The following is a 549-nucleotide window of genomic DNA, read 5'->3' on the forward strand; positions in this document are numbered from 1 at the left end:
ATGCGGGTCAGCTTCATTTCGGAAGAGGGTCTGTCCGGCTCGGCGATCAGCGCCGATTTTGCCGACGTCGCCGCGCCCTTTGCGATGGACTATGATTTCCACGACAGCGAAAGCCGCATGAAGGTGCTGCTGATGGTGTCGCGCTTCGGTCATTGTCTCAACGACCTGCTCTACCGCTGGAAGATCGGGGCACTGCCGATCGACATCGTCGGCGTCGTCTCCAACCACTTCGACTACCAGAAGGTCGTCGTCAATCACGACATCCCCTTCCACCACATCAAGGTGACCAAGGAGAACAAGCCGCAGGCCGAAGCCCAGCTGGTCGAGCTCGTCAATCAGACCGGCACCGAGCTGATCGTGCTCGCCCGCTACATGCAGGTCCTCTCCGACCAGCTCTGCAAGCAGATGTCGGGCAAGATCATCAACATCCACCATTCCTTCCTGCCGTCCTTCAAGGGCGCCAACCCTTACAAGCAGGCCTATGAGCGCGGCGTCAAGCTGATCGGGGCGACCGCCCATTACGTCACCGCCGACCTCGACGAAGGCCCG

General features: G+C 60.5%; 1 protein-coding gene. It reads left to right on the forward strand.

What is annotated here, in order from left to right; genetic code table 11:
* A partial coding sequence (locus CO655_RS33235; protein ID WP_141514402.1) for a formyltetrahydrofolate deformylase occupies positions 1-549 on the forward strand: 549 nt, incomplete at both ends.

This window comes from Rhizobium sp. M1 (assembly GCF_002531805.1).
GTDB lineage: Bacteria > Pseudomonadota > Alphaproteobacteria > Rhizobiales > Rhizobiaceae > Rhizobium > Rhizobium etli_C.